The sequence below is a fragment of the Streptomyces sp. NPDC026538 genome, assembly GCF_055567535.1.
On sequence record NZ_JBVHQG010000007.1, the window covers coordinates 522620 to 543014 of the forward strand.

Annotated in this window: 16 protein-coding genes and 1 pseudogene; 10 read left to right on the forward strand and 7 right to left on the reverse strand. The window is 72.3% G+C overall.

The genetic code is table 11. From position 1 onward, the window contains the following. Window positions 1–43 precede the first annotated feature (43 nt). Complete coding sequence (locus ACZ4N4_RS29125; protein ID WP_467594181.1) at window positions 44–1270, forward strand: glycoside hydrolase family 88 protein; 1227 nt, start codon at window positions 44–46, stop codon at window positions 1268–1270. Window positions 1271–1515: 245 nt separating this feature from the next. After that, entirely contained in the window at window positions 1516–1953 is a 438-nt protein-coding gene (locus ACZ4N4_RS29130; protein ID WP_467594184.1) for a universal stress protein, read from the forward strand. 95 nt (window positions 1954–2048) lie between these two features. Here ACZ4N4_RS29130 and ACZ4N4_RS29135 read toward each other — a convergent pair whose 3' ends face one another. Together ACZ4N4_RS29135 and ACZ4N4_RS29140 are read right to left on the reverse strand one after the other, a co-directional pair. After that, window positions 2049–2555, reverse strand: coding sequence for a MarR family winged helix-turn-helix transcriptional regulator (locus ACZ4N4_RS29135; RefSeq protein WP_453576906.1), 507 nt, complete (start codon window positions 2553–2555; stop codon window positions 2049–2051). 155 nt (window positions 2556–2710) lie between these two features. Further along, window positions 2711–5095 carry an ATP-binding cassette domain-containing protein gene (locus ACZ4N4_RS29140; RefSeq protein ID WP_467594189.1) on the reverse strand — a complete coding sequence of 795 codons (2385 nt, stop codon included), beginning with the start codon at window positions 5093–5095 and terminating at the stop codon, window positions 2711–2713. 746 nt (window positions 5096–5841) lie between these two features. On the opposite strand from ACZ4N4_RS29140, the gene ACZ4N4_RS29145 reads away from it, so the two are divergent. After that, window positions 5842–6834 carry a phospholipase D-like domain-containing protein gene (locus ACZ4N4_RS29145; RefSeq protein ID WP_467594191.1) on the forward strand — a complete coding sequence of 331 codons (993 nt, stop codon included), beginning with the start codon at window positions 5842–5844 and terminating at the stop codon, window positions 6832–6834. 95 nt (window positions 6835–6929) lie between these two features. On the opposite strand, the gene ACZ4N4_RS29150 is transcribed toward ACZ4N4_RS29145, so the two are convergent. Continuing rightward, window positions 6930–7112, reverse strand: coding sequence for a hypothetical protein (locus ACZ4N4_RS29150; RefSeq protein ID WP_467594193.1), 183 nt, complete (start codon window positions 7110–7112; stop codon window positions 6930–6932). A gap of 92 nt (window positions 7113–7204) precedes the next feature. Here ACZ4N4_RS29150 and ACZ4N4_RS29155 point away from each other — a divergent pair, with 92 nt between their 5' ends. The 3 genes from ACZ4N4_RS29155 to ACZ4N4_RS29165 all read left to right on the forward strand — a co-directional run bounded on the left by ACZ4N4_RS29155 (window position 7205) and on the right by ACZ4N4_RS29165 (window position 11281). Beyond that, window positions 7205–8041, forward strand: a complete 837-nt coding sequence (locus ACZ4N4_RS29155; RefSeq protein WP_467594196.1) for a PaaX family transcriptional regulator — start codon at window positions 7205–7207, stop codon at window positions 8039–8041. A gap of 193 nt (window positions 8042–8234) precedes the next feature. After that, the gene (locus ACZ4N4_RS29160; protein ID WP_453576895.1) at window positions 8235–10268 is read left to right on the forward strand and encodes an NAD(+) synthase; all 2034 of its coding nucleotides are present in this window, start codon (window positions 8235–8237) and stop codon (window positions 10266–10268) included. A gap of 413 nt (window positions 10269–10681) precedes the next feature. Then, complete coding sequence (locus ACZ4N4_RS29165; protein ID WP_467594198.1) at window positions 10682–11281, forward strand: hypothetical protein; 600 nt, start codon at window positions 10682–10684, stop codon at window positions 11279–11281. A gap of 92 nt (window positions 11282–11373) precedes the next feature. On the opposite strand, the gene ACZ4N4_RS29170 is transcribed toward ACZ4N4_RS29165, so the two are convergent. Further along, the gene (locus ACZ4N4_RS29170) at window positions 11374–12063 is read right to left on the reverse strand and encodes a DUF6215 domain-containing protein (protein ID WP_467594201.1); all 690 of its coding nucleotides are present in this window, start codon (window positions 12061–12063) and stop codon (window positions 11374–11376) included. A 173-nt stretch (window positions 12064–12236) separates the two neighbouring features. Here ACZ4N4_RS29170 and ACZ4N4_RS29175 point away from each other — a divergent pair, with 173 nt between their 5' ends. Continuing rightward, the gene (locus tag ACZ4N4_RS29175) at window positions 12237–12941 is read left to right on the forward strand and encodes an alpha/beta fold hydrolase (protein ID WP_467594204.1); all 705 of its coding nucleotides are present in this window, start codon (window positions 12237–12239) and stop codon (window positions 12939–12941) included. A 56-nt stretch (window positions 12942–12997) separates the two neighbouring features. Next, window positions 12998–14938, forward strand: coding sequence for a glycoside hydrolase family 5 protein (locus ACZ4N4_RS29180; RefSeq protein ID WP_467594207.1), 1941 nt, complete (start codon window positions 12998–13000; stop codon window positions 14936–14938). 168 nt (window positions 14939–15106) lie between these two features. On the opposite strand, the gene ACZ4N4_RS29185 is transcribed toward ACZ4N4_RS29180, so the two are convergent. Both ACZ4N4_RS29185 and ACZ4N4_RS29190 read right to left on the reverse strand, forming a co-directional pair. Then, entirely contained in the window at window positions 15107–15964 is an 858-nt protein-coding gene (locus ACZ4N4_RS29185; protein WP_467594210.1) for an AfsR/SARP family transcriptional regulator, read from the reverse strand. A 282-nt stretch (window positions 15965–16246) separates the two neighbouring features. Then, entirely contained in the window at window positions 16247–17218 is a 972-nt protein-coding gene (locus tag ACZ4N4_RS29190) for a DMT family transporter (protein WP_467594213.1), read from the reverse strand. A 563-nt stretch (window positions 17219–17781) separates the two neighbouring features. Here ACZ4N4_RS29190 and ACZ4N4_RS29195 point away from each other — a divergent pair. Together ACZ4N4_RS29195 and ACZ4N4_RS29200 are read left to right on the forward strand one after the other, a co-directional pair. Continuing rightward, window positions 17782–19053 carry an FAD-dependent oxidoreductase gene (locus ACZ4N4_RS29195; RefSeq protein WP_467594215.1) on the forward strand — a complete coding sequence of 424 codons (1272 nt, stop codon included), beginning with the start codon at window positions 17782–17784 and terminating at the stop codon, window positions 19051–19053. 45 nt (window positions 19054–19098) lie between these two features. After that, a pseudogene (locus ACZ4N4_RS29200) lies at window positions 19099–19506 on the forward strand (MFS transporter); the annotation flags it as partial. On the opposite strand, the gene ACZ4N4_RS29205 reads toward ACZ4N4_RS29200, so the two are convergent. Next, a complete protein-coding gene (locus tag ACZ4N4_RS29205; RefSeq protein ID WP_467594218.1) occupies window positions 19490–20314 on the reverse strand; it encodes an AfsR/SARP family transcriptional regulator in 825 nt (274 codons plus the stop codon). The pseudogene ACZ4N4_RS29200 and the gene ACZ4N4_RS29205 overlap by 17 nt on opposite strands. Between the last annotated feature and the right edge of the window lie 81 nt (window positions 20315–20395).

Genomic DNA, 20395 nt, shown 5'->3' on the forward strand with positions numbered 1-20395 from the left:
TCAACTTCTGTGCATCACAGTCCAGTTGGAGAGGCAGGCAGTCATGTCCATCTCCCGGCGGGCCGTGCTGGCCACGGCCGGCGGCGCCGCGGCCGCCTACGCCAGCGCACCTCTGCCCGCGCACGCCGAGGCCGGGCACGCCCCGGCCGCCACCACGCACATCCTCAGGGCCGCCGCCGACTACGCGGTCGAGAAGGTCCGCGCCGTCGCACCCGGCGTCAGCGGCTTCCCCGTCGTGACCAAGTTCGAGAAGTGGACCTACTCCCAGAACGGCGACTGGGTCGGCGGCTTCTGGCCCGGCACCCTGTGGATGTGCTGGCTCCACACCGACGACGACCGGTTCCGCACCCTCGCCCTGGACTCCGCCCGCAAGCTCGCCCCGCGCCGCACCGACACCACCACCCACGACCTCGGTTTCCTGTTCACCCCCTCCTGGGTCACCGCCTGGCGGCTGACCGGAGACGACCAGTGGCGCACCGGCGCCATCCAGGCGGCCGACTCGCTCAGCCGGCGCTACAACCCGCGCGGCCGGTTCCTGCGCGCCTGGGGCGCGCTGGACGACCCCGCCAACGCCGGGCGCATCATCATGGACACGATGATGAACCTCGATCTGCTCGTCTTCGCCACGCAGCAGACCGGCGACACCGCCTATCTCGACATCGCCGTCGCCCACGCCGAGACCGCCCAGCGCCTCTTCCCACGGGCCGACGGTTCCACCCCGCACGTCTGGGACCTCGACCCGGCAACCGGCGCCCCCATCGGCCCCAACACCGTCCAGGGCTACAGCCCCACCTCCTGCTGGTCCCGCGGACAGGCCTGGGGGATCTACGGATTCACCACCCTCTACCGCCGTACCGCCGACCCCCGGTTCCTCACCACGGCGACGCGTCTCGCCGACTACGCCATCGGCGTGCTCACCCCCGACCACGTGCCGGTCTGGGACTACCGGGCACCCCAGCACCCCCACGACATCAAGGACGCGTCGGCCGGAGCCATCATGGCCTGCGGCCTCCTCGACCTGGCCGCCGCGACCGGCCACGAGAAGTACCGCGGCGTCGCGCTGCGGCTGCTGACCGCGCTCGCACAGACCTGCCTGACCAGGGCCTCCACCCGGGCGGACGCCGTCGTCGCCCGCTGCACCCGCAACCGGCCCGCCGAGGACGGCATCGAGGTCTCCCTCCCCTACGCCGACTACTACCTCCTCGAAGGCATCCACCGGGTCCTCCACCGCGAGGCGCTCGACCGCGCCATCGACCTCACCATGCCCTGACCGCGACGGCGCGCGGGCGCGGCGACAGCGGGCGCCGCGTTCGCCCGCAGGGCCGGCACCGGCCGGCCTCCCGCAGTTCAGTGGCTGTTACATGGATCACTGTCCCTCGCGCCGACCGGTGGTGAGATGATCACACCATGGGGACGGAAGAACTCGTTCGGCGCCGGACGCGCCGAGCCGTCACGCCGGCACCCGGCGTCCCAGACCACCGAGTGGACCTTCCGCGCCCCGAAAGGGGAAGTACCGTGTCCGTGTTCCAGCGCATCCTCGTCGCCGTCGATCCCAGCCCCGCCCGCCGCTCCGCCGTACGGCTGGCCGGCGAGCTGGCGCAGCTCGCGAACGCCGAGGTCCGAGTCGTACACGTCATCGCCTCCGCCGCCTCCGTCGCGGCGGTCGTCCCGCTGGAAGGCGACACCGAGGCCCAGGCCGTTCTCGACGAGGCGCTCGCCGCCCTCCGGGACCAGGGCGTCAAAGCCGAGGGAACCCTTCTGAGGGGGCTCACCACCCAGGTCGCCGCCGCCATCTCGGAGACCGCCGAGGAGTTCGGCGCCGATCTCATCGTGCTGAGCCCGCACCACCGCAGCGCCGCCCAGGCGCTGTTCGACCCGCGGGTCAGCGATGCCGTCGCGCACCACGCCCACACCGCGATCCTGCTCGCCCCGGAGAGCCAGGACCAGGACTGACCTGACGCGAGCCCCGGGGCCGCCGCGGACCTTCCCGTCTGCGGCGGCCTCGGGGCTTCCGCATGCGGGCCCTCGGCGCGAGCCGACGCCGTCTCCTAGCGTCGACGCCAGGGCAGCGCCTCCTGCTCGCCGCTGTCGGCGTCCATCCGCTGGAGCGCGGCGTTGATCGCCTCCCCGACCGCGGCGAACTCAGCCACCTGCTCGGGGGTCAGGGCGTCGAAGACGGCCCGGCGGACAGCCTCCACGTGGCCGGGGGCCGCGCGCTCCAGGAGGCGCATGCCCTCCTCGGTGAGGACGGCGAACTGGTTGCGGCGGTTGCCGGGGTCCTCACGGCGGTCGACGTAACCGGCCTCCTGAAGGCGGGTCACGGCGTGGGTGAGCCGACTCCGGGTGATCTTCAGGCGTTCGGCCAGCTCGGACATGGTCAGGCTGTGATCCGTGACCGAGGACAGGTGGGCGAGCAGGGTGTAGTCGGCGTGGGTCATGCCCGCGTCGCGCCGCAGCTGGCGGTTGAGGTGGTCGGACAGGTGGGTGGAGAACTGGACGTAGGCGAGCCACGCCCGTCGTTCCTCGGGGTTCAGCCAGCGTGGCGTCGTGGTCATGCGCGCAATGTAACCATTCATGTTTGAATGTTCATACTTCCGCGCCCCCGTACGCGTGTTTCCGGCGTCATGGCCGGGCTCTCGTGGGTGTCACGGAGCGGGGCGCGGGAACACGTCCGCGGCCGTGTTCCCGCGCCTGGCGGCGGGCCGGGGTGTCAGGCGCCGACGTACTCCGCGAGGTGCTCGGCGGTGAGGGTCTTGCGGGCGGCCACCAGGTCGGCCGGGGTGCCCTCGAAGACGATCCGCCCGCCGTCATGGCCGGCCCCGGGGCCGAGGTCGATGATCCAGTCGGCGTGGGCCATGACCGCCTGGTGATGCTCGACGACGATGACGGACTTACCGGCGTCGACCAGCCGGTCGAGCAGGCCGAGGAGTTGCTCGACGTCGGCGAGGTGCAGGCCCGCGGTCGGCTCGTCGAGGACGTAGACGCCACCCTTGTCGGCCATGTGCGTGGCCAGCTTGAGGCGCTGGCGCTCGCCGCCGGACAGGGTGGTGAGCGGCTGGCCGATGGTGAGGTAGCCGAGGCCGACGTCCTGGAGGCGCTGGGCGATCCGCTGGGCGGCCGGGACGTTCGCCTCGTCCGCCGCGAAGAACACCACGGCCTCGTTCACCGACAGGGCCAGCACCTCGCTGATGTCGCGGCCGTGGAGTGCGTAGTCGAGCACCGACCTCTCGAACCGCTTCCCCTCGCAGTCCTCACAGGTGGTGGCCACGCCGGCCATCATCGCCAGGTCGGTGTAGATGACGCCGGCGCCGTTGCAGGTGGGGCAGGCGCCCTCGGAGTTGGGGCTGAACAGGGCCGGCTTGACGCCGTTCTCCTTGGCGAAGGCCTTGCGGATCGGTTCGAGGAGCCCGGTGTACGTCGCCGGGTTGCTGCGCCGGGAGCCGCGGATGGCGCCCTGGTCGACGGAGATCACCCCGGCGCCGGCCGGGATCGAGCCGTGCACCAGGGAGCTCTTGCCGGACCCGGCGACGCCGGTGACGACGGTCAGGACCCCGAGCGGGACGTCGACGTCGACGCCCTGGAGGTTGTGGGTGCTCGCGCCGCGGATCTCCAGCGCCCCGGTGGGCTTGCGGACGGTCTCCTTCAGGGTGGCCCGGTCGTCGATGTGCCGGCCGGTGATGGTGCCGGCCTTGCGGAGGCCCTCGACGGTGCCCTCGAAGCAGACGGTGCCGCCGCCCACGCCGGCGCCGGGGCCGAGGTCGACGACGTGGTCGGCGATCGCGATGACCTCGGGCTTGTGCTCGACGACGAGGACGGTGTTGCCCTTGTCGCGCAGTTGCAGCAGCAGGCCGTTCATGCGCTGGATGTCGTGCGGGTGCAGGCCGGTGGTGGGCTCGTCGAAGACGTAGGTGGCGTCGGTGAGCGAGGAGCCGAGGTGGCGGATCATCTTGGTGCGCTGCGCCTCGCCACCGGACAGGGTGCCCGCCGGCCGGTCCAGCGAGAGATAGCCGAGGCCGATCTCCACGAACGACTCCAGGGTGTCGCGGAGCGTCGTGAGGAGCGGCGCCACCGACGGCTCGTCGAGGTCCTTGACCCATGCGGCCAGGTCGCTGATCTGCATCGCGCAGGCGTCGGCGATGCTGATCCCGGCGATCTTCGAGGAGCGGGCGCCCTCGCTCAGGCGGGTGCCGTCGCACTCGGGGCAGGTGGCGAAGGTGACCGCCCGCTCCACGAACTCGCGGATGTGCGGCTGCATCGACTCCTTGTCCTTGGAGAGCATCGACTTCTGGATGCGCGGGATCAGACCTTCGTAGGTCATGTTGATGCCCGCGATCTTCATCCGGGTCGGCTCGCGGTGCAGGAAGTCGTGCAGTTCCTTCTTGGTGAACTTCCTGATCGGCTTGTCCGGGTCGAAGAAGCCGGACTCGGTGTAGAGGCGGGAGTTCCAGCCGCCGCCCTTGTAGCCGGGGACGGTGATCGCGCCCTCGTTGAGGGACTTGGTGTCGTCGTAGAGCTGGCCGAGGTCGAGGTCGGTGACGGCGCCGCGGCCCTCGCAGCGCGGGCACATGCCGCCGGTGATGCTGAAGCTGCGGCGCTCCTTGACCTGCTGTCCGCCGCGTTCGACGGTGACGGCGCCGGCCCCGCTGATGGAGGCGATGTTGAAGGAGAACGCCTTGGGCGAGCCTATGTGCGGCTTGCCGAGCCGGCTGAAGAGGATCCGCAGCAGTGCGTTGGCGTCGGTGGCGGTGCCGACGGTGGAGCGGGGGTCGCCGCCCATCCGCTGCTGGTCCACGATGATCGCGGTGGTCAGTCCGTCGAGGACGTCGACCTCGGGGCGGGCCAGGTTGGGCATGAAGCCCTGGACGAAGGCTGGGTAGGTCTCGTTGATCAGCCGCTGCGACTCGGCGGCGATGGTGTCGAACACCAGTGAGCTCTTGCCCGAGCCGGAGACTCCGGTGAAGACCGTCAGCCGGCGCTTCGGGATCTCGATGCTGACGTCCTTGAGGTTGTTCTCTCGCGCGCCGTGCACACGGATCAGGTCGTGGCTGTCCGCCACGTGCGGCGTGGACGCCTGCGTCTCTGTCTTTCCGGCCATGCTCAAACCCGTCTCCATCCGCTGCGCGGGGCCTCCGTCGACGGCCGCCACGCTAGCCGGGGTGGAACACTAGCGCTTCTCCATTACTGACCGGTCCCACCGCACGCCGACCGGTCCCACCGCACGCCTACTGACCTGCCCCGCCGGCCGCCCGGCCGCGGGCGATCCGGGGCCAGGCGCCGACGCGGGCGGTCCGGGGCCACGCGCCGACGCGGGCGGGCGGGCCGGGTGCCGGCGCGGGCGGTCCGGCCGGGTGTCGGCGCGGGCAGGCGGGCCGGCCGAGGCCGGGCGCCGGCGCGGGCGGGCCGACCGGGTGCCGGCGCGGGCGGGCGGGCTGACCGGGGCCGGGTGCCGGCGCGGGCCGGGTGTCGGCGCGGGCGGGCAAGGGGGCGGGCGGCAGCCGGGTGTCGGCGCGGGGCTCCGCCTCCCGGGTCCCGCTCCCGGGTGGGCCCGGCGATCCCGCCGTACCGCACGGGCCTCGGCAAGCCCCTGCCGACCCGGGCCCCCGGCCACCGCTCCCCGGTCTCCGACGGACTGCCCGCCGGGCCCGGCTACGAAGATTTTGCGTTCTCGCGGGACGCCCATGAACCGGCGCCGACCTGTGCGGAGTCCGCATTGTCCGCCCCTATGGCTCACAGGTAACGGCGAGTTCACCGGGCTCCCCTTCCTCGGCGGTCTACGCGCGTGGTGTCATGCGCACGCTCACCCACCCCCCACGTGAGCGTCAACTCGACTAGGAGTCACGCATGCTGTCGAAGATTCTCGGTCGCGCCGGTGTCGCCCTGGCGGCCGGCGCGGCCGTGATCGCCGCCGCGGTCCCCGCGAACGCCGCGAGCTACACCGCGTTCGCCTTCTCGCTCAGCAGCAGCGAGCCCACGATCTACGACTTCATCAACTCGGCCACCAGCTCGCTCGACATGACGATGTACGAGCTGGAGGACACCACGGCCGTCAACGACCTCATAGCCCTGAAGAACAAGGGCGTCACCGTGCGGGTGGTCCTGGACCGGGCGCACCAGAGCGCCAACAGTTCCGCGTACAGCGCCCTGACCAAGGCGGGCGTGGGTGTGGTGTGGTCGCCGTCCAGTTTCGTCTACACGCACCAGAAGACCATCACGGTGGACGCCACCAAGTCACTGGTCCTGACCGGCAACCTGACCTCGCAGTACTACTCGACCGGCCGGGACTACGGGGTGTTCACCGACGACACCCGCGATGTCGCCGCCATCGAGAAGGTGTTCGCCGCCGACTACGCCGGCACCTCGGTCACCCCCACCGACGGCGACCACCTGCTCTGGTCCCCCACCGACTCCCGGAGCCGGCTGCTGTCCGTGATCAACGCGGCCACCAAGACGCTCGACGTCGAGGAACTGGAGTTCAGCGACAGCACGGTGGTCAACGCGATCGTGGCCAGGGCCGAGGCGGGCGTGAAGGTGCGGATCGTTCTGGAGACGCCGGGCGACTACTCCAGCGAGGTCTCCGAGATCGAGGACGCCGGCGGCACGGTCGTCGGCTACTCCGACCCCGACGGCTTCTACATCCACGCCAAGGCCATGGTCGCCGACTACGGCCTGTCCACCCAGGAGGTGGAGGCCGGCTCCATGAACATCAGCAGCAACTCCCTGTCCAGCAACCGGGAGCTGGGCATCATCCTGACCGGCACGGGGGTGGCCCAGTCGGTGGCCACGACCGTCGAGACCACGTTCGACAGCGACTACAACGGCGGCACGGCGGCGTAGCGCAGCGGGCCTCCGGCCTCCCCACCCCGGCGACGCCCGCGCACGGGCCGGGGTGGGACTCGGCCACACGGGCGGGTCGCCGGGGCGTCCGGACGTCAGCGGGGTTCGGCGATGGTCCCGCGAACGACGAGGCGCGGGGTGAGGACGACCTCGTGCGGCTCGGTGCGGTCCTCGTCCAACCGCTCGACGGCCGCGGCCACCGCACGCCGGGCCCGTTCCTCGACGGCCGCGCTCCAGCGGAGCGGTACAGGGCGAACTGAACGGTCCTGCCGTACCACCGCGGCCCCGTCCGCCCCACCCCGTGACCAGTACCGGAAGCGAGATCACCGGGCCCGTCGTACGCCCGCCCGGTGGCCGTAATCTTGCGCACGTGAACGCCGAGACCGTGCCAGAGCCCCTGGACTCCCCGCAGCCCCGTCCGCAGTCGCTGCTGCTCGCCTTCTTCGGCAACCATGTACTGGAGCGGGGCCCGCTGGGCGTCTACTCGGGCAGCATCATCACGGTCCTGGGCCGGGCGGACGTCGGCGAACAGGCCGTGCGCTCCACGCTCACCCGGATGGTCCACAGGAACCTCCTGCAACGCCAACGGCAGGGGCGCAAGACGTACTTCGGGCTGACACCGCTCGCCACGCAGATCCTGCACGACGGCCGGCAGCGCATCTGGCAGACGGGCGCGGTCAACGACGACTGGGACGGCTCCTGGACCCTGCTCGGCTTCTCGCTGCCGGAGTCCTGGCAGCGCCAGCGGCACGACCTGCGCTCGCAGCTCGGCTGGTCGGGGTTCGGGCCGCTGTACAGCGGGCTGTGGATCGCGCCCGGCCGGGTGGACGTCTCCGGCGTCGTCGCCGAACTGGGGCTCTCCGCGCACGTCAAGATCTTCCACGCGCTGGCCGACGGGGCCACGGACATCGACCTCATGATCCGCGACACCTGGGACCTGGCGTCGATCGCCGCCCGTTACGAGGACTTCCACACCCGCTGGGAGGCGTGGCGTGCCGGACCCGATGACGACCCGGTCGTCACCCGGCTGCGCCTGGTCAGCGAATGGCTGGGCATCATCCGCACCGACCCCCGGCTGCCCGTCCGGCACCTGCCGCCCGACTGGCCGGCCCGCCGGGCGGAGACCACGTTCCACCGGGTCGCCGCCGAGACCGAGGTCCCGGCCCGCCGGATGGCCGCCGATCTTCTGGACACCATGCCCCTGTGACCCTTGTGCCCCCTCCCGCCCGGTCGACGGCCCCGCGGCTCGCCGGGAATCCCCTGGTCAGCACGGATCACCGCCGATCTATGCTTCTTGGAGCAGGAGGTTCGCCGGACCGCCGAAGGAGAGGGTGCCCGGGTACGGCGACGCCGTCCGTCCGGCATCCGCACCGTGTCCGTCTCTCCCGAGGAAGCCCCCGTTGAACTTCTGGTCGATCTATGAGCACGGCTTCGCGCGGGTCGCCGCGTGCACCGGCCACACCGTCATCGCCGACCCCCTCGCCAACGCCGAGGCGGTCCTGCGCCAGGCCCGCCGCTGCGCCGAGGACGGCGTCGCCGTGGCCGTCTTCCCCGAGCTCGGCCTGACCGGTTACTCGATCGAGGACCTGCTGCTCCAGGACGTGGTGCTCGACCAGGTCGAGGAGGCCCTCGCTACGGTGGCGGCCGGTTCGGCCGGGCTGCTGCCGGTCCTCGTCGTCGGCGCCCCGCTGCGCCACCGCAACCGGATCTACAACTGCGCGGTGTTCGTGCACCGCGGCCGGATCCTCGGTGTCGCACCGAAGTCGTACCCGCCGAACTACCGGGAGTTCTACGAGCGCCGGCAGATCGCCTCGGGCGACGACGAGCGGGGCGGCACCATCCGGATCGGCGGCGAGTCCGTGCCGTTCGGGGTGGACCTGCTGTTCGACGCGGAGGACGTCCCCGGTCTGGTCCTGCACGCCGAGATCTGCGAGGACATGTGGGTGCCGGTGCCGCCGAGCGCGGAGGCCGCGCTGGCCGGCGCGACCGTGCTGGTGAACCTCTCGGGCAGCCCGATCACGGTCGGCCGCGCGGAGGACCGCAAGCTGCTGTGCCGCTCGGCGTCGCAGCGCTGTCTGGCCGCGTACGTCTACGCGGCGGCCGGGCTGGGTGAGTCCTCGACGGACCTGTCCTGGGACGGCCAGACCATGATCTACGAGAACGGCGCACTGCTCGCCGAGACTGACCGGTTCCCGCGGGACGACCAGTACGCGGTGGCCGACGTGGACCTGGACCTGCTGCGCCAGGAGCGGGCCCGGGTGGGCTCGTTCGACGACAACCGCCGTACGCACGCGACACGTACCGGCAGCTTCCGTACCGTCCCCTTCCGGCTCGACCCGCCGACCGCCGACCTGGGCCTGCGCCGCCGGGTCGAACGTTTCCCCTTCGTCCCCGCGGACCTGGAACGGCTCGCCCTGGACTGCTACGAGGCGTACAACATCCAGGTCGCGGCGCTCCAGCAGCGGCTGGCGGCGATCGGAGGCCCGAAGGTGGTCATCGGGGTGTCCGGCGGCCTCGACTCCACCCACGCGCTGATCGTCGCCGCCCGGGCGATGGACCGCGCGGGCCGCCCGCGCAGCGACATCCTGGGCTTCACCCTGCCGGGCTTCGCCACCGGCGACCACACCAAGGGCAACGCCCACAAGCTGATGAACTCGCTCGGCGTGACCGCGGCCGAGCTGGACATCACGCCTACCGCACGCCTCATGCTCAAGGAGATGGGCCACCCGTTCGCGGCCGACGAACCGGTGTACGACATCACCTTCGAGAACGTCCAGGCCGGGCTGCGCACCGACTACCTCTTCCGGCTCGCCAACCAGCGCGGCGGCATCGTGCTGGGCACCGGTGACCTCTCCGAGCTGGCGCTCGGCTGGTGCACCTACGGCGTCGGCGACCAGATGAGCCACTACAACGTCAACTCCGGTGTGCCGAAGACGCTGATCCAGCATCTGATCCGCTGGGTGATCAGCAGCGAGCAGTTCGACCCGCGGACCGGTGAGACCCTTGCCGCGATCCTCGACACGGAGATCAGCCCCGAACTGGTGCCGGGCGAGGAACTGCAGTCCACCGAGTCCAAGATCGGCCCGTACGCGCTGCACGACTTCACCCTGTACCAGGTGCTGCGGCACGGGTTCCGGCCGTCGAAGATCGCCTTCCTGGCCTGGCACGCCTGGCACGACCGGGAGGCCGGCGCCTGGCCGCCCGGCTTCCCCGAGTCCGACCGCAAGGCGTACGACCTGGCCGAGATCCGGCACTGGCTCGACTACTTCTGCCGGCGCTTCTTCGCCTTCGCCCAGTTCAAGCGCTCGGCCATGCCGAACGGCCCGAAGGTCTCGGCGGGCGGCTCCCTGTCTCCGCGCGGCGACTGGCGCGCCCCGTCGGACAGTTCGGCGAAGGCCTGGCTGCACGACCTGGCACGGGTCCCGGAGGCGTAGCCTTCCTGCCCGCTATTTGGTGTCCGCTCTGTGGCCACGCTGAGGTCGATCTTGCGCGCGGCACTCCAAATCCGGTTAACGCGCGATGCGTTGGTGGTCCAAGGAAAGACGCCCCACTTCCTGTGGGGAGATGCAGGTGCAAGGCCTGCCCGGCGCTCCGTCCGAAGAGCCCCGCCCCCGATCCGTCGGGGGCGGGGCTCTTCGCATGTACGGCTCTCGGCGGCGGCGCCGTACACACCCTGACGGGCGAACCTCCCGCCGACACCCGGAAGGAGCCTTGGAGCAGGGCAAAGCACCTGGTCAGAGAGGACTCGTCGGGAAGGCGGGCAGGTTGCGGGCCGGGGCACCGGTTGCGGCGCCCCGTGCGGCTTTCCAGGGTGGGCACAAGGACAGCAGTGTCGAAAGGAACCTCCATGCGCGCCCTAGCCTCCCGCGGCCTCCTCGTCTCCCCGCTGGTCTGTGCCGCCCTGGTCTTCGGGCCGGCCGCCGCCACCGCTGCCGCCGCCGACGCCGGCCGTGAAGCATCGGGAACCGGTGCCGCACACACGGTTCCACGGCCCGGTACCGATGTCGCGACGCTCCTGGACCGCATCGAAGCGATGGACACGACGCGGTACGACCGCGCCCTGACCCCGCTCCTGGACACGCTGCCGAACCTCGCCACGGCGGACGGCACCGGCGTCGACCCGGCCCGGGCCGCCGCCTACGCGACGGAAGTACGGAAATGGAGCGCCGCTCTCCAGGAGCGGCTGCGGCAGCTGGACGCCGACGGCACCGGCCGTGCTGCCCGGGCGGCCGACCCCGTCTCGGACCTGCTGAACGCCGTCCAGGCCGCCGTCAACAGCCTGCTCGCCTCGCTGACCTCGCTCGACCTCGGCGGAGTGGTGAGCGCCGTCACCGGGTTGCTCGGACCCATCCTGGCCGCGGTCACCGGGCTGCTCGGCGCCGTGCCCGCGCTGCCGTCGCTGCCCGCCGCGGGCGCCGCCGCCTCGACGACGACCGTCGCACCGTGAGCGACTGAACCGGACCGACCGCGGTTCGCCGCCGCAGTGCCCGTGTTCCGGGGCGCCGCGGCGGCGAGCCCGTTCGGCCGCGGGGCGGTCGGTCAGTTCCCGTTCCAGCCCGGGACGGTCTGCAACACCTGCTCCGCGACCCGTTCGAGAGCCGTGTCGTCGGGCAGCACGTCGTCCTGCCGCCAGATCGCGACCTCGAACGTGCCCTTGCCGTCGTCCTTCGTGTGCTTCGAGACCAGGAGACAGCGCGCCGTGCCGCCGGGCCCGGTGGTCGCCTTCCCGCCGCCGAGGTTGAAGCCGATGGAGATGGTCGGGCTGGAGTAGAGGACGGCCGGGTGCCCCGAAACGGTCGTCCTGCGTGCGCCGCCCATCAGGTCGCCCACCTCGGCGACGGACAGATCGTCGTAGGACGCCGACAGCTTCACGGAGTACGTCTTCAGGGTCACCGTGGCGTCGGGCGAGGGGATCTTCGTGCCCCCGGCAAGCGTGATCCAGTCACCGCTGCCGCTGGCGGTCTCGGCCTGTTCCTGCGGTGTTCCCAACAGGGCCGGAAGGTCCGGGCGGTTCAGCGCCTTGCACAGCCGTGCGCCCGAGACATACCGGGCCGGCAGCCGGTCGGTCGACTTCGAGCAGGCCGCCGGTGCGCTGCTCGCGTCCTGCGGGTGGACGAACGCCTTCTGAGCCCACAGGACTCCCACCACGCCCAGGAACACGGCCACCGCCGCGATCGCCTGGACCGCCGGTCTGCCCTCTTTTTCGGGCTCACTGAAACCTTCGGTCATGTCCCCCACCCCCACTGTGCGTCCCCTGTGCGCCCTGGAGCCTAACCGAGGTTCACGGTACCGATGTTCACGGGGATGGCACGGTCCGCTCAGCCCTTCTCGGTGGCTGTGGCTTCCCCCGGCGGTGTTTGATGGCGGCAGCACGCAGGGCCGGAGAAGCAGGGGTGGACGCGGTGACCGACGGACGGGTCGTCGAGGCGAGTGGGAGCGCACTGGTGGTGCGTCGCGCACCGCGGGACCGGACGCGCGCGGCGGTGCTCGTCCTGCACGGCGGCCAGGAGAAGGGGCTGCGCCCGGCGCGCCCGTGGCAGCCGGCGGCTCTGCGCATGCGCCCCTTCCTGAGCGCCGCCGCGTCGGTCTCCTCGCCCCGCGACGTGCTGGTCGGTCAGGTGCGCTACCGGTACCGCGGCTGGAACGACGCCGCCGATCCGCTCCAGGACACCCTGCGCGCCCTCGACGAGCTGCGCGGCCGGGCCGGGGACGTGTCCGTGGTGCTGGTCGGCCACTCGATGGGCGGCCGGGCCGCACTGCGGGCGGCGGCCGACCCCGCGGTGCGCGGTGTGCTCGCGCTGGCGCCCTGGTGCCCGCCCGGCGACCCCGTGGACGACCTCACCGGAACGCGGATCGTCGTCCTGCACGGCGACCGTGACCGGGTCACCGAGCCCCACGAGTCGGCCGCGTATGTACGTCAGGCCCGCGAGGCGGGGGCGCAGGCCGGAATGGTGCTGCTCAGGGGCGGGGATCACGCGATGCTCCGCCGCAGCCACGACTGGCACCGGGCCTCGGCCGCCGCCGTCCGCCGACTGCTGCGTCCCGAACGTGATCTGGAAGGCTGGACGGCCGAGGCCTGTGGGGCCGAGGAGCCGCTTCTCCGTTGACGCGCGCCCTGATAAATTGCGGCGCCCCCACGCGGCATCCACTCCGAGGACGGCTGATGTCGATCACGAAGTTCGTCAAGCTTGTCACGTACCTGACAGCACCGCTCATGGTTCTCGCCCTGTCCGGCACCACCCCGGCGACCGCGGTACCGCGGCCCGCCGCGGCCTCCTCCGCACCGCGGTCGGTCACCACGGCACCGGCCGCATCCGCCACCGGCACCTGGCAGCCGCCTTTGTCCACCCGGGGCCGCTACATCGTCGACGCCGCCGGGAACCGCTTCCGCCTGAAGGCCGCCAACTGGGACGGTGCCCAGGGGTCCTGGACCGGAAGCGGCAGCATCTCCGACCCCTCCGCCCACCACGCCGGCCAGGACTCCTACGGCATCCCCCTGGGCCTGGACCGCGCCTCCCTCCCCCAGCTCCTGTCGGACTTCCAGGCGCTCGGCATCAACAGCATCCGGCTGCCGTTCTCGAACGAGATGATCCATACGACGACGCCGGTACCGGACGCCGCGGTCACGGCGAATCCGCAGCTGCGCGGTGAGACCCCCCTGGAGGTCTACGACGCCGTGGTGGCCGCCCTGACCGGCGCGGGCTTCGCCGTCATCCTCAACAACCACACCAACACCTCCCGTTGGTGCTGCGGCATCGACGGCAACGAGCGGTGGAACAGCAGCCGGTCCACCCAGCAGTGGGCCGACGACTGGGTCTTCATGGCCCGGCGTTACGCGGCCAACTCCCGTGTCGTGGGCGCCGACCTCTACAACGAGGTACGCCGTGACATCCTCAACGACCCCAACTGGGGGCTGGGCGACGACCACGACTGGTACGCGGCCGCCCAGCTCGCCGCCGACCGCATCCTCACCGAGGCCGACCCGAACCTGCTCATCGTCATCGAGGGCATCAACTGGACCGGGCTACCGGTGGACGGCTTCCCGCACGACCGCCCCACCCTCACCCCCGTCCGCACCCTCTCCCACACTCTGGTGGACGCCCACAAACTGGTGTACTCCGCCCACTTCTACGGCTACACCGGCCCCCACCACAGCGGCGCCACCGGCGTCGGCGAGACCAGCGACCCCCGCTACCAGGACCTGACCCGCGACGAGCTGTACCAGGTCCTCGCCGACCAGGCCTTCTTCGTCACCACCGAGGGCAAGCACTACACCGCGCCCGTGTGGATCAGCGAGTTCGGCATCGGCGCCGGCGAGACGGGTACGGCCGCCCGCACCTGGTTCGGCAACATCACCGACTACTTCGCCGACCACGACACCGACTTCGCCTACTGGCCGCTGGTCGGCTGGGAGGGCCACGACGACTGGGCGCTGCTGCGCTACGACACCGCCGGGCACCGGTCCGGCATCCTCGACGGGGGCGACTGGCGGGCCACGGCCTGGGACCACCTCCTGAACTCCCCCAGCCGCACGGGATACATCGCGCCGGGTACCACCTGGCGGATGCTGGCCACGGACCACGGCGACGCGGTCCAGTCCCTGCGGGCACGGGCGGCCGGCGACTGGGACTCGGGCGCCTACAAGGCGGCCTGCACCGACGGGCTGCGGCTGATCGGCCTCGCCCACTCCGGCGGACGCGGCCTGTGCACGGACGCGACGACGGGCGATCTGCGCGCCGCGGGCAATGCCCAGACGGTCGTCACGGACGAGCGGTACGTCCCGGCGGGCGGCGACTGGGCCTCCGGGTACACCAAACTCCAGTGCCCGGCAGGTCAGTTCGCGATCGGCTACAGCCGCCGCGGGGAGCGGGTGTCGGCGGTGCTGTGCGTGCCCGCGCGCGCCGCGCTGAGCGCGAGCGGCCGGACGGTGTGGTTCGACCGGTCCGACAACCGCCCCGCCGATGCGGGAGGCGACGATTTCGCGTACGGCGCCTACAAGGGCCAGTGTGCCGCCGGCGAGTACATCGCGGGCGTCGCCTTCACCACCCGCATGGGCAGCACGCAGGGTCCCGCCGCCGTGCTGTGCGCGCCGCTGCCGTCCTGACCCGCCCGTCACCGGCCCGCCGCTCCCGTCGCCGCCTTGGCCAGGTCCCGGGCGCTCCCGTCGGCGCAGGCGCTCCGGCGACCGGTCGGGGCGTAGCCGTACGCGGTGGTGAGGGGCACGGTGTCGCTGACGGGTTCGGGAGGCGGGGTCGGCGCAGCCGCGACCCGCTCAGGGCACGCGCGCCAGCCCGCCGCCCGAAGCCGGGGCGGCCAGGTCGTCGTGGTGCGCCGGCGAGCCGGGGCTCTCGGCGGTGGCCGTGAGGATGGACTGCTGGAGGCGACGCAGTCGCGCCGAGGGTTCCAGGCCGAGGTCTCTGACGAGGAGGGAACGCAGCTGCTGGTAGACCTGGAGTGCCTCGCCGCGCCGGCCAGAGCGGTAGAGGGCGAGCATGAACTGGGCGTGCAGGTTCTCGTGGGTGCGGTAGCGGCTGGTCAGGACGGTGAGTTCGGCGAGCAGTTCGCGGTGCCGGCCGAGCCGCAGGTCGGCCTCGATCCGCTGGTCCAGGGCGCACAACCGGCTCTCCTCGAGCCGCCGCGCCTCCATGGCCAGGTGGGCTCCGGTGTGGACGTCCGCAAAGGGCGGGCCGGTCCACAGGTCCAGCGCCTGGCGCAGGGTGCGGGAGGCGCTCGCGAAGTTCTCGTCGTCCATGGCCCGGCAGCCCAGTTCACGGAGCCGCTCGAACTCGTGGATGTCACTGCCGCCGCCCCCGGAGGCCAGCAGGTAGCCGCCCGGCAGGGTGGTGAGGACGTCCTTCGCACACGGCGCGTCCGCGTCTTCCGGACCGGCACCCTGGCGCAGGGCGGTCGCGATGTGTTCCCTGAGCTGGAGCACATAGGTCTGCAGGGTGGTGCGGGCGCTGCGCGGTGGGGCACCCGCCCAGAGTTCCTCGACGAGGGTGGGGACGGGCACCACCTGGTCGGCTCGGAGCGCCAGGAGGGCCAGCACCTGGCGGGGCTTCGGCGCGGTCGGGGCGATGGAGACCCCGTTCTCCCGCACGTTCAGTGCACCCAGCAGCCCGATGTCCACACGCGTCTCCCTGATCCCCTCACCTGACACTCCGCCAGTAGAAAACAGCGCAAGCGGTCTGTCAACAAACCGTCCATCGGCTGGCTTTCGGCGGACGGCCGCAGGGGGCCGCACCGCCCCCGGGAAACGCCGAAGTGGCTGCTCCGCGCCGCCTTTTCGACGACCCTCGGGGCGGGGCGACACCGACCGGACGGTTCGGACCGGCTGCGAGCCGTAGCGGATACCGGCCCGGAGAACAGCGCGAACGAAGCCATCCGGTCGGTTACTTGACCATGGATCGGCTCAGCGTCCTCGGCCACGAGAGCCGATGGGCACGGTCAGGAAGACGATCCCCAGCGCCAGCACCGCCAGTCCGCACCAGGAGACGGCCGGCAGGCGTTCGCCCAGGACCGCGACCCCCAGGACGGCGGCCACCGCGGGCTCGACCAGGGTCAGGGTCGTCGCGATCTGGGCGGTGGTGTGCCGCAGGCCGTATCCGAAGAGCCGGTAGCAGAGGAAGGTGGTGACCGCGCCGAGGTACAGGACGACCAGTGCGCCGCGCGCCGTCAGCACCCACGGCCCGGCGCTCCACAACAGCACGGGCAGCACGAACAGTGCCGCTCCCCCGAACATCGCGCCCATCACCGGGCCGGAGGCGTGGCCGCCGGCGATGAGCCGTCCGCCGACGAGGGCGTAACCGGCGTACGACAGCCCCGCGAGCCCGGCCAGCAGAACGCCGAGGGTGTCCACGGGGGCGCCGTCGCCGGCGAGTGCGGGCCCGAGGACGAGCACGGTGCAGCCGAGGACTGCCGCGCCGGTCGCCGCCGCCCAGCGGGCGGTGGGCCGGGACTGGCGGGTGAGCAGGCCGAGGAGGCCCGCGAAGACGGGAGCGCCGCCGAGTGCGACCACGGTGGCCACGGCGACGCCGGTGCGGGCCACGGCGGGATAGAAGGTGAGCGGATATCCGGCCACCGCGAGGGCGCCGAGGACCAGCAGCCGGCGTTCGCCGCCGGTGCAGGCCAGGGGCAGGGCGCGGGCGCCCGGTGCGGTCAGGAGCAGCAGGAGGCCGCCGAGGACCAGGCCGGCGGCGCCGATGGCGGCGGCCGGCGCTCCGGCGGGGGCGAGGGAACTCGCGGTCCCGGTGGTGCCCCACAGCACGGCGGCCGTGAGGATCGGGACCGGCCCGGCGAGCGCTCCGACCCGACGAGGGCGCGGACGCGCGCGGGTGGAGCCGGTGCGGGGCCGGGAGAAGGGGGATGAGGTGTCGTTCGGCACAGTCGTGAACTTCCGTCGTCGAATACCGTCTGCGGACCGGTTTCGGAACGGGCGCACGACACAGGCCCCGGGCGGCCTCGAAGGCAGGGCCGGGAGCGTGGATTCAAGCCGTCGGCTGGTGCGCCCGTCAGGCGCAGAGCGGCGGCAGAACGACGTGCCAGTAGGTGTTCACACGGCGATGCTATCCGGGCGGTCCGGAATGCGGTCGGCCTGTCCGCACCTCGGGACGGCTGCCGCGCACGGAGCACGGCAGCCGTCCGGGCGCCGCTGCCGCGCCCCTGGGCCGGCGGGCGGAGTCGGTCGGCCGCGGCCATCGATCGAACCTGTCGGGTCCGTGATCGGCGGCAGCCCTCCTCCGCACGTCAATGACTTGGCCGGGTCCGCTTGTCGTATGATTCGACCAAGTTTTGGCCAACGTGCGTAGATATCGTTTCCCGGGTCGGCCGCGTGGGACAGACTCACCCGCGGAGGGGGGACGAGCACGGCCGAGTCACGCCGGGCGTGCCATCCCGCAGTGTCGCGTCGCCCAGGGGAGGGCGGCGAACAGACCAGCGGAGGGATCCATGACGCAGTCGCTTCCGGGGCAGCACCCTGCCCAGGAGCAGGCGGTCGCCGGGCGCGGACGGCCACCGGTCGTCGTGATCGGGGCCGGGCCGTACGGATTGTCGGTGGCCGCCCACTTACGGGCGGCGGGAGCACCGGTCCGCGTCTTCGGCGATGTGATGGGCAGTTGGCGGCATGCCATGGCCACCGGGATGTTCCTGAAATCGACACCGGCCGCGACCGATCTGTCGGCGCCGGAGCCGGGCGGCCGGCTGGCGGACTTCCGGCGCGAGCACGGCGAGCCGGAACTGACCGAGCTGACCCCGATCCCGTGCGACGTCTTCGTGCGGTACGGGCAGTGGTTCCAGAAGCGGTACGTCGGTGAGGTGGAGCCGGCCCGGGTGACCGCGGTCGAGCGGGCCGCGTCCGGAGCCGGCTTCGTCGTCCGGGCGGACGACGGGCAGGAGACGGCGGCGTCGGCCGTCGTGGTGGCGACCGGTCTGAACGGACTCGCCCATGTCCCGGACGAGTTGCGGCACCTCGTACCCGAGGGGCCCGGCCCCCGGGCGCCGGTGTCGCACACCAGCCACCACACCGACCTGTCCGCTTACGCGGGCCGGCGGGTGGCGGTCGTCGGCGGTGGCCAGTCCGCGCTGGAGAGTGCCGCGCTGCTGCACGAGGCGGGCGCCGAGGCCCAGGTTCTGGTGCGTGAGCGGAAGGTGCTGTGGGGCATGCCCCCGGACCTGGCCCGGCCGTGGACGCAGCGGCTGGCCAAGCCGGCCTCCCCGCTGGGCACGGGCTGGATCCTGGCCGGGGTCTGCGCCGCACCGGGCGGTGTGCGATGGTTTCCGGCGGCGGCGCGGCTGCTGCTGTTCCGGCGGGCGCTCGGCCCCTCGGGCGGCTGGTGGCTGCGGGAGCGGGTGGTGGGTGTCGTACCGGTGCACACCTCGCGCCGGGTCACCGGTGCGGCGCTCTCCGGGGCGGCGGTGCGCCTGGATGTCACCGGTCCCGGGGGCGAGCGCGAGTCCCTCGCCGTCGACCATGTGCTGGCGGCCACCGGCTACCGGCTGGACCTGGACGCCCTGCCCTTCCTGTCCCCCACCGTGCGTCGCGCCGTGGCGTGCGTACCGGGTTCGAGGGCGCCCGCGCTGCGGGGGACGTTCGAGTCGTCGGTGCCGGGGCTGTACTTCACGGGCTCGCTCGCGGCGCCGATGTTCGGGCCGATGATGCGGTTCGTGGCAGGCACGGAGTTCGCGGCCGTCCGGATCGCCCGGCACATCGGAACCTCCTGAACAGCGGAATTCGGTTGCGGCGGATCCGGGGAGCCCGGTGAGCTGGTTCCCGTGACCGGGGCACTCCTCGACCGCTTCCCGCAGTCCGCGCTGACCACCGCCGTGGCCGGCCAGGCGGTGGGCATGCTCGGCCTCTACTCGGCGGGCGGCCGGCCGGTGGCGGCGGTGGTGTTCCTGGTCCTGACGGGCGGTGCGCTCGGGCCGGTGTTCATGAGCGCCCAGAACGCGATGCTGCACTGTGCCCCCGGCCGCACGGACATCGCCCTCGCGGCCAACTCCGGCCTCTACAACGCCGGTATCGCGGCGGGAGCCGCGCTCGGCGGCCTGCTCCTGCCACCGGCCGGGGTACGGTCCGTCTTCCTGGCAGGCGGACTGCTGACCGCCTGCGCCTGCACGCTGCTGCTCGGCCGCCGGCCGCTTCGCGTCGGAGGGGGTGTCAGCCGACCTGGGTGAGCGGACCCGTGGGATCGGCCACCTGCGTGTCGTCCTCGGTGGCCGCCAGGACTGACTGGCGTATCTTGCCCAGCATGGCCGAGGGTTCCAGGCCGAAGTCGTGTACGAGGGTGGTGCGCAGACGCTGGTAGGCGGCGAGGGCCTCACCGCGGCGGCCCGAGCGGTGCAGCGCGAGCATGAGCTGGCCGCACAGGCTCTCGTGGGTGGGGTGCCGGCTGACCAGCACGGTGAGTTCGGCGATCAGCTCGCGATGCCGGCCGAGCAGCAGATCGGCCTCGATACGCCGGTCCAGCGCGCACAGCCGGCTCTCCTCCAGCCCCCTCGTCTCGGCGCGCAGGCACTCTCCGGCAGGGACGTCCGCCAGGGCCGGACCGGTCCACAGGTCGAGCGCGGCACGCAGCAGCCGGGCGGCCTCGCGATGGTCCCCCACGTCCATCGCCCGGTACCCGGTCCGACTGAGTCGCTCGAACTCCCGGACGTCACTGGTGCCTTCGCCTCTGTCGAGCAGATAGCCGCCGGGTACGGTGCGCAGCACCTGTTTCGGGGTGCGGCCGCCCGTGTCACCGCCCGTCGCCGCCGACGCTCCTGCGACGAGTTCACGCAGGTGCATGATGTACGTCTGCAGGGTGGGGCGTGCGCTGCGCGGCGGCCGTCGCCCCCAGAGTTCCTCGGTGAGCGTCGCGACGGTCACCGCCCGGTCGGCGTGCAGGGCGAGCAGGGCGAGCACCTGACGGGGCTTGGCCGCGGTCGGGGTGATGGAGACGCCCATCTCGCGCACGTCGAGGGTGCCGAGTATGCCGATGTCCACGCCGTCTCCCTGCCCGTACGCCACTGGGGTGCTCCGAGGCGACTCCCGGGCACCCGAGTCAAAAACGGCATGGGCGGTTTG

Excerpts from the sequence above, each read along its gene's own strand:
- ACZ4N4_RS29125 (WP_467594181.1), top strand. The coding sequence starts at position 44 with ATGTCCATCTCCCGGCGGGCCGTGCTGGCCACGGCCGGCGGCGCCGCG.
- ACZ4N4_RS29135 (WP_453576906.1), bottom strand. The coding sequence starts at position 2,555 with ATGACCACGACGCCACGCTGGCTGAACCCCGAGGAACGACGGGCGTGG.
- ACZ4N4_RS29140 (WP_467594189.1), bottom strand. The coding sequence starts at position 5,095 with ATGGCCGGAAAGACAGAGACGCAGGCGTCCACGCCGCACGTGGCGGAC.
- ACZ4N4_RS29145 (WP_467594191.1), top strand. The coding sequence starts at position 5,842 with ATGCTGTCGAAGATTCTCGGTCGCGCCGGTGTCGCCCTGGCGGCCGGC.
- ACZ4N4_RS29165 (WP_467594198.1), top strand. The coding sequence starts at position 10,682 with ATGCGCGCCCTAGCCTCCCGCGGCCTCCTCGTCTCCCCGCTGGTCTGT.
- ACZ4N4_RS29170 (WP_467594201.1), bottom strand. The coding sequence starts at position 12,063 with ATGACCGAAGGTTTCAGTGAGCCCGAAAAAGAGGGCAGACCGGCGGTC.
- ACZ4N4_RS29180 (WP_467594207.1), top strand. The coding sequence starts at position 12,998 with ATGTCGATCACGAAGTTCGTCAAGCTTGTCACGTACCTGACAGCACCG.
- ACZ4N4_RS29195 (WP_467594215.1), top strand. The coding sequence starts at position 17,782 with ATGACGCAGTCGCTTCCGGGGCAGCACCCTGCCCAGGAGCAGGCGGTC.